At 34.6% G+C, this 15,476-nt stretch carries 13 protein-coding genes; 2 read left to right on the top strand and 11 right to left on the bottom strand.

The window, feature by feature from the left end:
• Window positions 1-2,128, top strand: a 2,128-nt coding sequence (locus tag ACFFIT_RS12760) for a hypothetical protein (protein WP_385878237.1), incomplete at its 5' end; no start/stop codon positions are given.
• A gap of 882 nt (window positions 2,129-3,010) precedes the next feature.
• Here ACFFIT_RS12760 and ACFFIT_RS12755 read toward each other — a convergent pair.
• The 11 genes from ACFFIT_RS12755 to deoD form a co-directional block, all read right to left on the bottom strand.
• Entirely contained in the window at window positions 3,011-3,625 is a 615-nt protein-coding gene (locus ACFFIT_RS12755; RefSeq protein ID WP_385878235.1) for a CDP-alcohol phosphatidyltransferase family protein, read from the bottom strand.
• Window positions 3,626-3,733: 108 nt separating this feature from the next.
• Window positions 3,734-6,019 (bottom strand): ATP-dependent Clp protease ATP-binding subunit ClpA, encoded by a 2,286-nt coding sequence (gene clpA, locus ACFFIT_RS12750; protein WP_385878233.1) that lies wholly within the window; start codon window positions 6,017-6,019, stop codon window positions 3,734-3,736.
• An 81-nt stretch (window positions 6,020-6,100) separates the two neighbouring features.
• A complete protein-coding gene (gene clpS, locus ACFFIT_RS12745; protein ID WP_385878231.1) occupies window positions 6,101-6,439 on the bottom strand; it encodes an ATP-dependent Clp protease adapter ClpS in 339 nt (112 codons plus the stop codon).
• A 7-nt stretch (window positions 6,440-6,446) separates the two neighbouring features.
• Entirely contained in the window at window positions 6,447-6,881 is a 435-nt protein-coding gene (fur, locus tag ACFFIT_RS12740; RefSeq protein WP_385878230.1) for a ferric iron uptake transcriptional regulator, read from the bottom strand.
• A 77-nt stretch (window positions 6,882-6,958) separates the two neighbouring features.
• Entirely contained in the window at window positions 6,959-7,762 is an 804-nt protein-coding gene (gene xthA / locus ACFFIT_RS12735; RefSeq protein WP_385878228.1) for an exodeoxyribonuclease III, read from the bottom strand.
• Between the two features lie 133 nt (window positions 7,763-7,895).
• Entirely contained in the window at window positions 7,896-8,657 is a 762-nt protein-coding gene (locus ACFFIT_RS12730) for a DUF6314 family protein (RefSeq protein WP_385878226.1), read from the bottom strand.
• A gap of 16 nt (window positions 8,658-8,673) precedes the next feature.
• On the bottom strand, window positions 8,674-9,294 hold the full coding sequence (locus ACFFIT_RS12725) for a hypothetical protein (RefSeq protein ID WP_385878224.1): 621 nt from the start codon (window positions 9,292-9,294) through the stop codon (window positions 8,674-8,676).
• Window positions 9,295-9,346: 52 nt separating this feature from the next.
• On the bottom strand, window positions 9,347-9,757 hold the full coding sequence (locus ACFFIT_RS12720) for a cytidine deaminase (protein WP_385878222.1): 411 nt from the start codon (window positions 9,755-9,757) through the stop codon (window positions 9,347-9,349).
• Between the two features lie 128 nt (window positions 9,758-9,885).
• On the bottom strand, window positions 9,886-11,859 hold the full coding sequence (locus tag ACFFIT_RS12715) for a bifunctional 2',3'-cyclic-nucleotide 2'-phosphodiesterase/3'-nucleotidase (RefSeq protein WP_385878221.1): 1,974 nt from the start codon (window positions 11,857-11,859) through the stop codon (window positions 9,886-9,888).
• A 173-nt stretch (window positions 11,860-12,032) separates the two neighbouring features.
• Window positions 12,033-13,334, bottom strand: a complete 1,302-nt coding sequence (locus tag ACFFIT_RS12710; protein WP_385878219.1) for a pyrimidine-nucleoside phosphorylase — start codon at window positions 13,332-13,334, stop codon at window positions 12,033-12,035.
• 216 nt (window positions 13,335-13,550) lie between these two features.
• Window positions 13,551-14,264, bottom strand: coding sequence for a purine-nucleoside phosphorylase (deoD, locus tag ACFFIT_RS12705; protein ID WP_385878216.1), 714 nt, complete (start codon window positions 14,262-14,264; stop codon window positions 13,551-13,553).
• A 432-nt stretch (window positions 14,265-14,696) separates the two neighbouring features.
• Here deoD and deoC point away from each other — a divergent pair, with 432 nt between their 5' ends.
• Window positions 14,697-15,362 (top strand): deoxyribose-phosphate aldolase, encoded by a 666-nt coding sequence (deoC, locus tag ACFFIT_RS12700; RefSeq protein WP_385878214.1) that lies wholly within the window; start codon window positions 14,697-14,699, stop codon window positions 15,360-15,362.
• Window positions 15,363-15,476: the final 114 nt, after the last annotated feature.

Here is a 15,476-nt window from a genome sequence, read left to right as displayed (position 1 = left end):
CTTCATTGGTCGTGGTAATGTCGGACCTGGTGATGTGATAACGGTTACGATTAAAGACTCTAGAGGTGCTGTGGTTGCCACCTTCACCAGTAACTCAGGTGGCGGTATTGTGGTTGATAAAGCGAACAGTAGCTGGAGGATCCCAGAAGAGGCATGGACTTCAAAAGGACTGTCTTTAGATAGAGGAACGTATACAATCACATCATCAACGAAGACAGCAGATGGTAAAGGAGAGCAAACAGGTAGTAGTGAAAGCTTTACTATATACAAACCAGTGACTGAACTGACTTATAGTAATCCATTAGATGATAAGGCATCACAAACTTATGCAATGCCGGATGGTAGCTATTGGTTATTCTATGCAAGAGAAGTATCTTCTGCTAACTATGATTTATTTGCTCAAAGATACTCACAAACTGGCGTTAAAATTGGGAATGAAGTCATCATAGCAAATGCTGCATCAGGTGGATCCAACGCTGAAGGACATGCAAATAGATTTGGTTTAAATCATGAACATCAATATGATGTGCATTTTAATAGAGATGGTTCATTTGTTGTTTTCTATGAAAGATATACTGAGTACCCATATCTAGCAAAATTTGATGCTCAAGGGAATCTATTATCCAGAACGGCTACAAATAATACGTTGAAACATGAACTTAACCAAAATTATGTTCAAATGGATAATGGGGACTACGCATTGTTCTTTGTAAGTGGTGAAACCAATAACTACAATATATATATGCAAAGATATAGACAAGATGGTAGTACTCTGGACAGTGATCCTGTAAAAATAACTACAGGTAGCAACCAAGGTAACGGTTATAATGCAATGCTATTTGATCAAAATGGTTATGCAACGGGTAGTTCATCTACGGTTAAATACAAAGCAACGACAGAGGGTCTTTCAGTTGCTAATGTTGGTGGGGATTTTATGGTCATGACTTACATGACGAACAAAGACAGATCACTTGAAAGTAATACTCGCAATAGTGATATCTATATGAGAGTTATCAACTTTAAGACTGGACAAGCGGTTGGACAGGATATATTAGTTACGCAAAATAATAAATTCTATCAAATAGCACCAGAAATTATTGCTCTTAAAGATGGTACTTTTGTAGTGCTTTGGGCATCAAATCATACATCTCTATCAGGTAATGATGGAACAATGGATGATTTTAATATCTACACTAAGCGTTACAAGTTAGACAATAATAACCAGATGGTTGCTTTAGACACGGTAGAAAAAAGAGTTAACACAACTACTGATGGTGTTAATGGGGTAGGTTTTGATGCACCAAGAGCAATGTATTCCATGGCAACACTTGCACATGGAGGCTATGTTGTGACATGGACTAAGTTTACAAGTGATAAAAAAGCTAATGTTTACTCTCAAGCATTTGATGCAGCAGGTAACCAATTAGGTGGTGAAACACTTGTTTCAACTAACAGTGATGCAAACTTAGACATGATGCCAAAAGTGTCTGGTCTTGCTGATGGCGGTTATATTATTACTTGGAGTAGTGCTTCTGACACTTCAAAAACTTGGTATGATAATCTCAAGGGTGATATTTATTCTGTTATTGTTAATGCCGACGGTTCGATTCGTGGTAAAGGTGATAATAATATTTATCCTATTAATGCAAGTTATGAAGATGGTACAGGTGCCTTAGAAGGTAACGATGGCGTTAATACTTTAGACGGCAAAAATGGAGCTATATCATTTAATGCTGGTAAAGGTAATGATTACATCATTATTTATAACACTGACTTTAGTTTTGTTGAGGGCGGTGAGGGCAATGACACATTAATCTGGAATAGCTTTGATGATTTAGATCTCTCTTTGATCAGTAATAAGGTCAATTCAATAGATTATTTACATCTAAATGACGCTTACTCAAATACCTTATCTCTTAGAATTGAAGATGTCTTGGCTATGACACCAAATGATGACCATTTACTGGTTATCCAAGGTGGCAGAACGGATACTGTTGATCTTGTTTTGTCTGATACTGAGTGGTCAACCTTAGGCGCACAGCAATTTAGGGGCGAAACATATAATGTTTATGTTCATGCAACTGATGATGCACAAGTCTGGATTCAGCAAGGTATAGCTGTGATTTAAAAGGACATTATTAATCTCTAATGAAGTTATAAAGGCTCAACATCATTATGTTGAGCCTTTATTTTTTATGTTTTTTTAAAATACATAAGGCAAAAATGTTATTACACTGCTTGCAAATAAAACAGGGGCAACTACATGTGCATCCTAATATGATAAAAGGTATAGTAGTATGATTTCACTGTAGTCATTATTAGCGTAAAATATATTAAAAATAGGAAACTATATTGTTAGGACAGAACCTCAATAAAATCGCACTAATTTCATCCCTCAGCAAAAGAATAAACTTATTAAATTGTTTGTTAAAGAGGGGAGTACGACAAAAATGATTGATAAATCAGTTATTTATCAAAAAGCCGTTCTTAGAGGGAAAAGGCAATATATAAGTGAAAAAAAGGATGGGGTATTTATTGAAAAATCCCTGTAATAGTCAGTTTTAGAAAAATATCCTCATCAGGTTGATATTAAGCAGAATTTAGAAGATAAGGAGGAAATAAATGGATGTTTTATCGTGTTATTACTGTTATTTGAGAGATTAAAATTTAAAAAAAGGATAACATCCAAAATATTACTTTATAAACGCATAGAGCCAATCTATTAGCTTAAACTTTATATAACATGTTTGATTTTGAATTAGATAAAGATTTTCATGTATTTAATAGATAAGTAGCATTCTGAATAAAAAACTTAAAAAATTATCATATGAATAGCTTGAGTAATTATTTTATAATCAATGAATAATACAAAGCTTGTAAAGTTTTTCACTATTAATGCAGCTTTGTTATTAAATAAATAGACGATGTATAAACAAATAGAAACAAAAATTATGTTCCGGTGAAAATCCCTAAAATATTATCAGTATAAATGAAATGGAAATTAATCAGTTTATTTACTCGCATATTCTATAAGAGCTTTATTTATACGACTGTAGCAGTTAATTAAAATTAAAGTAGCAATAACCCAAGGTGCAAAAGCCATAAAAGCAGGTAAAGCAGGAACAAATGCAATCCAAATAGCAAGCACCCCAAAAACTAATGCTCTATCACTTTTACCCATAGGGCCATCATAACGTCTAGGGATATTAATGGCATGTGATAGTACACCTGAAAACTCAGATATGATACTTAAAACAATAACTAAACCAATACTGTAAACAGAAAACGGTGAAATTAAAGAAAAAGGTAAAAATAAAAAAACATCTGACACAACATCAGCTAATTCATTTAAATAGCCACCGAGAGGCGTTTTTTGATTATGCTCTTTGGCGATAATTCCATCTATAGCATTTAACGCCATTCTTAAAAACATCCAAACTGGGATAACGAGCATAAACAGTGTGGAGATTTTAAGAACAAAAAACAAAACTAATCCAACCAAAATTGAACCTATTAATGCTGCTAAAGTCACTTGGTTCGCTGTGATGCCCCTTGATACAATTAGACTTGCAATGGGACGTAATAGTTCAACAAACTTAGGTTTAATTTGATATAAAGTGATCATGTGATTTTCTCGATGATAAAAATAAAAGTCGAATTGGTTAAAATATGTGTTTAAAGATATTTTAACCTTAAAACAAATATAACTAATTAAGATAGTCAATTGGAATAATTAGCTGTCTAAATTTTCTAATGTATCTTCCATCGAGAAATGAGAAGGATTGAGTTTTTCAAAACTGAAAGATAAATTAGACTTTTCTTTATTTGTTGTTACTTTTACTCCACCGCCTTTTTGTAACTTACCAAATAAAATCTCCTTAGATAAAGGCTTTTTAAGATATTCCTGAACCATTCGAGCCATAGGTCTAGCGCCCATAGACTTATCATAACCTTTTTCAGCAAGCCAAGCGCGAGCTTTAACATCAACTTCAAGTGAAATTGACTTGGTATCAAGTTGGGCCTGTAATTCAACAATAAATTTATCAACGACTTGGCTAATAATATCTGTTGAGAGATGATTAAACCAAATAACATTATCAAGACGATTTCTAAACTCAGGTGTAAATACTTTTTTGATCTCTTCAAGGCCATCACTTGGCGATTTTTGATGAATTAATCCTATGCTACTTTTTTCAGTTTCACGGACGCCTGCATTAGTCGTCATTACTAAAATAACATTTCTAAAATCTGCTTTACGACCATTATTGTCTGTCAATGTGCCATTATCCATAACTTGAAGCAATATGTTATAAACATCAGGGTGAGCTTTTTCAATTTCATCTAGTAGTACGACACAATAAGGGTGCTTAATAACAGCATCTGTTAAGAGCCCACCTTGTTCATAACCCACATAACCAGGAGGAGCGCCTATGAGCCTACTGACAGCATGTTTTTCCATATATTCAGACATATCAAATCGTAAAAGCTCAACATTTAAACCTTTAGCAAGTTGCACTGTAACTTCTGTTTTACCTACGCCTGTAGGTCCAGCGAATAAAAATGAACCGACAGGTTTATTCTCAAAACCAAGTCCAGAACGATTCATTAAAATCGCATCGGTAAGTACATTAATGGCATCATCTTGACCAAAAACTAACATTTTCAGCCTATCAGGTAGCGCTTGTAAAAGTGACTTGTCATCGGAAGAAACTGTTTTTTCAGGGATACGAGCAAGAAGTGCAACGACGGATTCCATTTCGGCAACACCGAGTGTCTTTTTACGACTTTTAGCAGCCAGTAATCTATTTTTTGCTCCAGCTTCATCAATTAAATCAATTGCTTTATCAGGCAAATGTCTGTCATTTAAATATTTTATAGATAAATCGACAGCAGCCTGAAGAGATTGTGGCGAATATTTAACTTCGTGATGAAGCTCATATTTAGTCTTCAAGCCTTTTAGGATTTTTAATGCATCTTCTTTAGAAGGTTCTAATATATCAATTTTTTGAAAACGGCGAGTAAGTGCTTGTTCTTTTTCAAATATGGAGCTAAATTCTTTGTAAGTCGTCGATCCCATTACGCGAATTTTTCCGCTAGATAATGCGGGTTTTAATAAATTTGCAACGTCAACTTGACCACCAGATGAAGCACCAGCTCCTATAATAGTATGTATTTCATCAATAAAAAGTATGCTATTTGTCTCATCTGTTAGTTGTTTTATTAAAGCTTTAAAACGTTTTTCAAAATCGCCTCTAAATTTAGTACCAGCTAAAAGGGCACCTATATCTAGACTATATATGACAGCGTTTTTTATTATGTCCGGTACATTTCCTTTGATGATGGCTAAGGCCAACCCCTCAGCTATTGCTGTTTTACCTACACCTGACTCTCCTACAAGCAATGGATTGTTTTTTCTACGACGACACAAAACCTGAATGGTTCTTGATAGCTCTTCAGTTCTACCAATTAGAGGATCTATTGTACCTTGCCTAGCTGATTCATTAAGATTTACACAGTAGTTATCCATCTTATCTTCAGGATTGATGGAACTTTGCTCCTCAGTATTCTCACTCGGTGTATTTTCAGATTTACTCATACCATGGGCAATATAATTAACAATATCTAAGCGAGATAACTCATATTTTTTAAGTAAGTAAACCGCATGTGACTCTTGCTCACTAAACAAAGCAATAACAACATCGGCACCCGTTACTTCTTTATTACCAGAAGATTGGACGTGGAATACCGCGCGCTGGATCACTCTTTGGAAACTTAGCGTTGGCTGAAGTTCATGAGACTCATCATCTGGCTTGATTGTTGGTGTGGTTTGTAAAATGAAAGAAGTTAAATCTTCTCTCATATACGCAAAGTTTAACTTACAGGCTTCAAGAGCAGGATGCGCATCAGGATTTTCAAGCAAAGCTAACAAAAGATGTTCTACTGTAACGAATTCATGATTCCACTCCTGAGCTTTAGCAAACGCTTCATTAAGAGTTAATTCTAGGGCTTTATTTAACATGAATAATCCTTATCTATCATGGGAGGGATTGTTCCCATCTGGGTTAATGCTGCACTAAAAATATGTTGTTCTGAAAATGAATTAGAGATGTTTTTGCAAGTCACATTTTAAAGGATGTTCATGACTTTTAGCATACTGATTGACTTGAAGTACTTTAGATTCGGCAATTTCAGCAGTGTATGTACCACACACAGCTGATCCCTCATTATGGACTTTAAGCATTAAATTAATGGCTGTTTCTTCTGGATGATGAAAAAAATGCATTAAAACATCTATGACAAAGTCCATAGGGGTAAAGTCATCATTGAGTAAAATGACATCATACTTACCAGGAGGGGTAGGTATTTTTTCTTTAACTTCATCAACTGTGATAGTATCACTGTCTATGTCGCCTAAAATTTTTTTTAAAATATCACTCATTTTTTTGTTACTCTTGATTTTTACCGTCACATTCAGTTTTTTGACAATGCCCATAAAGATACATACTGTGATTTGATAAAGCTATCTCGTGCTTATCGCCAATCGCTTTTTGTAGGGTCTCTATCTCTCTGTCTCTAAATTCAGTCACTTTGCCACAATCAAGACATATAAGATGGTCGTGATGTGATTGTTGAGTCAGTTCAAAGACAGATTTTCCACCTTCAAAATTATGTCTCAGTACAATACCAGCATCTTCAAATTGATTTAAGACACGATACACAGTCGCTAGACCAATTTCATCATTGGTTTCTAAGAGTTTCTTATAAAGATCTTCAGCGCTGACGTGTTGAAAGTCAGGATGCTGAAGGAGTTCCAAAATTTTTAATCTTGGCAGAGTAACTTTTAACCCTGCATTTCTTAGCGCTTTATCATTATTTGTCATTGCTTAGAGGCCTAATTTATAAATAAATGTGTACTTGTAAAATTTGTAGCTGAATTGATAACGTTAATTGTAGCATATTAATTAAAAGTAACCCAAACAGGGGCATGATCAGAAGGTTTTTCCATCGAACGGGCATCATAATCTATCCCACTATCATGCAAATACGATTTTAATGAATCACTTATAAGAAAATAATCAATTCTTAATCCTCTATTATCCTCAAAACCTTTCGAACGATAGTCAAACCAAGAAAAATTATCTGTCTTGTCAGGGTATTTTGTTCTATATGCGTCAGTTAATCCCCATTTTTTTAAGTTTTCGAGCCACTCTCTTTCTTCTGGTAAGAAGGAGCATTTACCCGCACTTAACCAACGTTTGCGATTCAACTCACCTATGCCAATATCCTTATCTTCAGGACTGATGTTAAAATCACCCATTATAATAATATGCTGCTGCGGTTTGCAATGCGTATTCAGATAAGTATTTAAATCCTTATAAAATTGTTCTTTCATAGGAAATTTGGTTTCATGGGTACGGCTTTCCCCTTGTGGAAAATAGCCATTCAACACCCTTATTTCACCAAATGCCGTCTCAAAATCAGCCATAATCATTCTTTTTTGGGCATCTTCTGTATCGGTAGGAAAACCATAAACAATATTCTTAGGTTGTTTTTTGCTGAGCATAGCAACACCATAGTGGGCTTTTTGTCCATGATAAATAACATGATATCCCATAGCTTCAATTTCTTCTTTAGGAAACTGTTCATTGTGAACTTTCGTTTCCTGCAACCCAATAATATCAGGTGAATGATTTTTAATAATAGCCTCTAACTGATGTAATCTTGCTCTGATGCTATTTATATTAAAAGAGATAACTTTCATGTATTGGTTTCCTATCTTCAGCTAAACATAATTTATCATATTATAACGTTAACAAGCCTTTTAAACCAGCAAAAGACAGAGTTAATTAACCAAATTAAATCGGAGTTTTAGATCATATGTTGAAAATATAAGGTTAAAATTTAATAAAGAAAGTTATTGCACGGTAATTTTTTTTAGGGCCAGTGACTTTAATATCTTGGATGAAAAGAGGATAAGGAAATGGCACTTCAAAATCGGTACTCTTAGTGGATAAAAAAGATTGAATAATCTCTAAGGGCAGATCAGAACTTGAAGCAAATTGCTTTGGAACTGACTTGCAAGAATTTATAAAAGAATGCAAAAAAAATTGATACTCAGATGAAATAAAAAAGCTAAGAATATAACGGTAAATATCTTGATTGCAAACATGCTGAGGGGAATAGTAAAGATTTTCATCTATTGCGTTGCTGAAAGAAAATTTAGCCAAAGGATTGTCAAAATTTAAACGTTCAAATTCTATTAAATTTTGGGAGGATTTACCGTAAAAATGACTAAATGGAAATTCGATAATGACTTCATCAGGTCTAAAAATATAGAGATAGGATTGGGAAGATTTTAATTTTTTATCTTTATTTTGAACCATTTCTTTATAGTTGAGTACGGTTGTAGCGCTATCGCAATGTATAGTTCTCTCCTTAAAGAAATCATCACCTCGATAAGAATTACCACTCATTTTATCGTTATTAAGAGCTATTTTATTCAAAGGAACTTGTTCAGGAGTAAAATTTGCCAAACCTTCGAAAAAATGTAGAGTTATTGCTTTTGACTCTTGGAATTCTTGAATGACTCTGATAAGTCGCCACTGGCCTTGAAAGTACAAAGGCGTTAGGGACGGGGAAATTAAATTATTTGGCATGCTTAAACTTATATTTTCATGAAAGAGGAATTATTTTAACGGAAACATGAGCGTAATCTTTGATAAAAGTTATCCGCCAAAACCCATTTGCACTTAGGGTTTGGAACGAACTATTTTCATTTGTGATCATTGGGGTAATAAGCTGACTATTGCCAAAAAGATAGTTAAGCAAATTTACCATAATTCTTTGGTTTTCACTGTTGACTTGATAGAGTTCTTGAGTATTTGCTTTGGGTATATTCCAAGATAGGGTTAATGCATTTTGATTGATCGTAAAACTAAGAGGTGCAGTACTGTTTTTTTGGAAAAGGAAGGTTTGCGTGAGTTCTTGTGAATCATTTAACATTTGGCTCTTAGATACAACTGGTGAACCTGCTGATTTAATTAATGTCTCAATAAAATGAGGATCGGTAAGAATTTCTCTTTGTTGTGGAGCAAAATTTAATAAAAAAGGTGAAGCATGTAGAGAATAAGAACTAAACAGGGTTAAGATAAAGCAGATTGCAATAAAGAAAACCCGCAAAAAACGCCAAAAAGCAAATATTACGTGTAAATATAGATAGTAAATTCTACTGTTGTCCATCAAGACAGGTGTTAATAACTTGAACGATACTAACTTATCTTTGTGTGGTGACAAGCACAGACATTTAACCATCATTTGATTTATTCTCATAGCAAATATAATCACTTTATTTATTAAGATCTTCAGGGCCAAATGAGTAGGGAAGAAGAGTGGCAATATTTGTTAATTCCATATCACCATTTTCATTAGCCAAAATAATGGGCATATCAGGATCGCAAAACTCCCTGATGACTTGTCTACAGGCGCCACATGGGGCTATAGGTAAATCAGTTTTCCCAATCACTGCAAGGGCCTTAAAGCGTGTTTTCCCTTCAGAAACGGCTTTAAATATAGCCGTCCTCTCTGCGCAGTTAGATAAACCATAAGATGCATTTTCTATATTACATCCTGGGATTATTTCATCATCAATACTTAATAGCGCAGCACCTACATGAAATTTAGAATAAGGGGCATACGCGCCTTCCATCGCTTTTTTTGCTGCAGCTACCAGATCTTTATATTGTGCATTTGTTGTCATTGTTCATTCACCTCTGAGTAAATTTGGCTGTATGCTTAAATTATTTTAAAGTATAAAAAAGGTTCAGCTATTGAATTAGACAATCTAAGTTTAATTCAATAGCAGGTTTTGTTTTAATAGTTAATAGTTTATAGTTTAATTCTATACTCTTGAATCTCATTATTGATCTGCTCAGTCTCTTCAAGTTCTATTGATGCATTTTCTTTAATATATTTTAAAACCTTTTCTTCCGCTGGTGCATTAAAACGAATATCTAATGCTTTTTTAGTTTCAATAGGGGCAAGACGCCAATTATTGTCTACGTTAACTTTCACCTCGCCCTCAGATTTAGTCTTTTCAGTAATATAATCAGCGATAACCGTTCTATTTTCCACTGGTAAGGACATAGCAACTTTATCAGTTCCAGTACCTGCAAATTTACCGCCAAAACCTCTATAATTGTTGGTAACAATATAGAAATTTTGATGAGAGTCAATCGGTTTATTATCAAAGGTCAGTGCCTTAATTCGAGATGAGTCAGGATTAATGAGTTGACATTCACCATCAAATCTAGGTGGTTTGGTAATATCGATAGTATAATTAACTCCATCAATTACGTCAAAATTATAGGTTCGAAAACCTTCGTAATTTATTAGCTGTTGTTTTTCTGTAGAGGTCGTATCAATTTGATTAAAAATACCCGCTGAACATTCAAGCCAATCTTTTAATTCAACACCACTCACTTTGACAACGGTTACTGTATTAGGAAATAGATAAATATCTGCTGCATTTCTATATGTCAGAAAACCTTCTTCAACAGCAGTATAACTTAAGGCATAACCATCGCGACCACCCGCTTTAAAAGGAGCCGCAGCCGAAAGGATGGGTAGTTTTTCAAGTTCTGGATTAGCAGCTAAATGCTTTTCAATATAGCTTTTTTGAGCATCATTAATAATTTGCAGTGTAGGAGAGTCTTGAACCAATGCAAGGTACCCATAGATGGGTTTTGCTGTTTTACCTATAGGTTGGTTTACAAAATCAATGGTTTGATTATGAGTTGTTTCTAGTAGCGACAGCAAATCTGGATCAGCTTCAGCTAAAGATTGTTCATTTTTGGTATCATAAATTGGACGTGATTCCGCTTTACTTTGAATTACATTCCATCCATCTGATGATTTTTCCAAAGTTAAATCAATAACCCCTAAGTGACTCCCAAAATAACCTGGCATCGCTACAGGTATCCCATTAATTGTCCCTAAATTTAAATCAGCATTACTTATTTCAAAACTAGGACTAGGAAAAATGTCATGCGAATGCCCCGTCAAAACGACATCAATACCTTGTAATTGCGTTAAATAGTAGCCAGCATTTTCCATCCCTGCTTCATAAGTGGAATCATCTATGCCGCTATGATTTATAGCGATGATAATATCTGCTCCTACGCGTTTCATTTCCGGAACCCATTTTTTAGCAGAGAGAATAATATCTTCAGTATAAACTTTACCTTCAAGGTGTTGCTTGTCCCAAATAGTTATTTTAGGCGCTACGAAACCTATATAGCCAACATTTAAAGTGACACTGTCACCTTTATCATCAGTAAATGTGGTCGGTTTAATCACATACGGAGTAAAAAATGGCTTTTTAGTTTGTAGGTCATAAATATTTGCATTTAAAACAGGATACTTTGCATCTTTAATTACTCGATTTAGGTAATCTAATCCATAATTAAATTCATGATTCCCTAAAGTCGCAGCATCATACCCAAGGTAATTTAATGCTTCGATAATTGGATGAATCTCTCCTTCATTTAACTGTTTTGCTGCGTAAAAATCTCCTAATGGACTGCCTTGAATTAAATCCCCATTATCTATAAGAAGGGTATTTGGGTTCTCTTTTTTTGCAGCGTTGATCAAAGTTGCCGTTCTGACTAAACCAAACTTAGTGGTGGGTTTTAAAGTATAGTAATCAAAATCCATCATGTTAGCATGTAAATCTGACGTTTCTAAAACTCGGACCGATACTGTCGAAGAATAGGCAGATGTTGTCATAAGTAATACCCCAGAAATAAGAGTACACAGTTTCGCAATTTTCAAACGACTGTGGGACAATTTTTTAATTAACATACTAAGAGACTCCTCAAATAGATAAATAATAGGGTAAAGTTTAATAAATCAATAAATGGTTTTATGATCTTATTCGCTTAAAAGAAGTTAAGTGCATTTAATTAATTAACCGCATTAAATGTCAACAACAAAATTCAATATTAGTAACACTTAACCTCAATTGAGTAAATTCATTATTCAGTAATGGTTTGATAAATAAGTTTAGGCGCAGCAACGAACTCACCGATTTCATAATTGTCTTGAATCTTTTGAATAACAGAACTTACATCTTCACGGTTAGCATATATAGTGACTAAGGATTCACCTTGCTTAACTTCATCACCCACTTTTTTTCGCAACATTAATCCTACCGCTAAATCCACCTTATCATCTTTCGTTGCTCGGCCAGCCCCAAGAAGCATTGCAGCAACACCAATTTCATCAGCAACGATTTTACGTACGAACCCTGATTTGAGTGCCGGGACTTCAATTTTATATTTGGCCTGTGGTAAATTATCTGTATTATCTACGATAGACGGATCACCACCCTGACTTGCTAAAAATAGTTTGAATTTTTCTAATGCTTTACCGTTTTTAATGACCTCAATCAGTTTTTTGCGAGCTTCTTCTAAAGAAGTCGCTTTTTTGGCCAGCATAACCATTTGACTTCCTAGTACTAAACTTAATTCCATTAAATCTTCTGGACCTTCGCCTTTTAATGTGTCAATCGCTTCTTTCATTTCTAAAGCATTCCCAATTGCATAACCTAAAGGTTGTGACATATCAGAAATAACCGCCATAGTATGACGCCCAACATTATGACCAATTTTAACCATCGCTTCAGCAAGTTCTATTGAATCTTCAAGAGACTTCATGAAAGCTCCTGCACCTGTTTTAACATCTAATACTATGGCATCAGAGCCGGCAGCGATTTTTTTGCTCATGATTGAACTTGCAATGAGTGGAATAGAATTTACAGTTCCTGTAACATCACGCAATGCATAAAGTTTTTTATCAGCAGGGGTAAGATTACCTGATTGCCCGATAACCGCTACTTTATTTTGATTTACCAGATGGATGAACTCTTCTTTGGATATTTCCAAATGGAAGCCCGTTGCAGCCTCCAGTTTATCTAATGTACCACCAGTATGCCCAAGGCCTCTACCAGACATTTTAGCTACAGGAATATCCAAAGCAGCAACTAGAGGTGCCAGTACCAGCGTTGTGGTATCGCCAACACCACCCGTTGAATGCTTATCAACCTTTATGCCTTCAATTGCTGATAAATCAATAGTTTCACCAGAGTTAACCATGGCCATCGTTAAATGAGCACGCTCATCTTCATTCATGTCTTGGAAAAAAATAGCCATAAGCAATGCACTTGCTTGATAGTCTGGGATTGTTCCTTCCGTATAACCTTGAATAAAAAAATTAATTTCAGCAGGGGAAAGTGCTTTGCCATTGACTTTTTTAGTAATAATATCAACTATTCTCATGGTATATTCCTTAATTAAGTGAACGTGAATCGGCAATAAATTTAATGCTTATATAATACAAACTATTAAAAATTAAATTTATTACAAATAAATGCAGTTATTATGAAAATTGAATGAAACGCTCTGAACAATCTAGATATAAATGAAGATCTAACAAAGCGCTTATTAAAAATTTTCTGCTATATAAAAAGCTTATAAATAAGAAAGTAGGGGTAATTATTGACCAAGCACGATAGACTCTAAGGCGATTTCAATCATATCATTAAATGTGATTTGTCTTTCTAAAGAAGTCGTTTCTTCACCACGAAGTATATGATCAGAAACAGTCAAAATTGTCATTGCGCGCGCGCCATACTCAGCAGCAACAGCATATATACCAGCAGCTTCCATTTCCACGCCTAAAATGCCATATTTTTTCATCACATGAAACATGTCAAAATCAGGGGAGTAAAAAAGATCAGCTGAAAAAATATTTCCCACTTTAACAGGAATATTTTTACTTTTAGCCGCAGTAACAGCATTTTGTACCATTTCAAAATCGGCAATCGCAGCAAAATCATGATCTTTAAATCGCATTCTATTGACTTTCGAGTCGGTACAAGCCCCAAGACCAATAATTACATCACGAATATTAACATCATCCCTCACTGCACCACATGAACCTACACGGATGATTTGTTTAACATCAAATTCCGTGATGAGCTCTTTGGCATAGATAGAGCATGAAGGGATTCCCATACCGTGGCCCATAACAGATACAGGAATGTTCTTATAAGTTCCAGTGAAACCTAACATACCCCGGACATCATTAACTTGTTTTGGATTAGTTAAGAAATTATCAGCGATATGTTTTGCCCTTAGCGGATCACCCGGCATTAAAACTACTGGAGCGAAGTCACCACGATTTGCATTAATATGAGCTGTTGCCATTGTATTCTCCTAAAAAGATTAAAACAGTGAATGGATAGAATGAGATCAGGTAATAAAACATCCCATATGATAAAAATATAACAAAAAATAGGCATTTAAAAAGTGATCTTGCTCACTCTTGTGACTTTTTATCGAAATTAATGTGATTTTATTAGCTTTAATGTTAAAATAATTACAAGATAGATATTCCAAATGAAATAAGCATAAATAATTAGTGCTTGAACGGCCCTCTTAAGTACTAATGACCACATGCCAGATTATCTATAATGAATGCTCGTAATCAACGCATGTAAATCTAAAGAACACTAAAATCTTAAAATATATTTTAACACTACAATGATAAATGATTCCTATGATAACATATAGGTAGAAATGACCTAAGCGTTCAAAATTAAATCAACATCAACCTTTAAATAATTTATGGAGTACAAAATGAGTTATGCCCAATATATAGATCATACTTTACTGGCTATGAATAGCACCGTAGAGCAAATAAAAAAAATATGTAAAGAAGCGATTGAACATAATTTTTATTCTGTTTGTGTTAATTCGTGTTATGTCCCTTTAGTCAATCAATATTTGAAGGACTCTAATGTCAAAGTATGCTCAGTTGTCGGCTTTCCATTAGGCGCGATGCTAAGCGATGCTAAAGCATTTGAAACTTCTGAAGCTATTAAAGCCGGGGCTACAGAAATTGATATGGTGATCAATGTGGGCTTTTTGAAAAGTGGCCTAATCGATGAGGTATACAAGGATATTGAAAAAGTAAAAAATGCTTGTAACGGCATTCCACTTAAAGTCATTCTGGAAACATGCTTATTGACAGATGATGAAATAAAGCAAGTTTGTGATATATGCGTGAAGATAGATGTGGCTTTTGTGAAAACCTCTACCGGATTTAGTCACTCTGGTGCAACAGAAGAACATGTAAAATTGATGCGTACCGCAGTAGGACCAAAAATGGGAGTTAAAGCATCGGGTGGTGTAAGAAGCGTAGAAACAGCAACGATTATGATCAATGCTGGAGCAACAAGAATTGGGACTAGTTCAGGCGTTTCTATAGTTACAGGGAAAGACAGCAAAAAGGGTGGATACTAATTAACTATTTAAACAATCTTTAAGTTGTTTGAGTATACCCTCAATATTGACTAGATGGATTATTTTTGATTCGATATAGCCAGCTCAGTAATTCATTCTATGTTTAATGAACTA

Origin of the sequence: Thorsellia kenyensis (assembly GCF_042432445.1) — a bacterium.
GTDB lineage: Bacteria > Pseudomonadota > Gammaproteobacteria > Enterobacterales > Thorselliaceae > Thorsellia > Thorsellia kenyensis.
This window is presented reverse-complemented; position numbering and strand designations above follow the sequence as displayed.